The 255-nt window shown below is 48.6% G+C and carries 1 pseudogene; it reads left to right on the top strand.

Annotated features, from left to right (window positions below):
* Positions 1 to 239, top strand: a pseudogene (locus ALO43_RS15555) (hypothetical protein); the annotation flags it as partial.
* Positions 240 to 255 lie beyond the last annotated feature (16 nt).

Raw genomic sequence — 255 nt, 5'->3', positions numbered from 1 at the left:
GAAATCGTGTGGCTGCGGATCATATTGATCAGATGAAAACAGTCAAATACGGCGACAGCGACTACCAAGTGCCTGAATTCTGGTCTCAGTTAATTGCAATAGCGCCAAAAAAAGGGAAGGTGGGTGAGGCTATCGTCATTGACCATTACACCGCTCGCGGGCATGTGCTGGATGTTGGTGACTGTTACCCAGCCATAACCACGCTGACTTCTCACGGTTATACGCAAGCCTTGAAATGACTATCGTGCCAATGCT

This window comes from Pseudomonas tremae (assembly GCF_001401155.1).
In the GTDB taxonomy this organism is placed as follows: Bacteria; Pseudomonadota; Gammaproteobacteria; order Pseudomonadales; family Pseudomonadaceae; genus Aquipseudomonas; species Aquipseudomonas tremae.
This window is presented reverse-complemented; position numbering and strand designations above follow the sequence as displayed.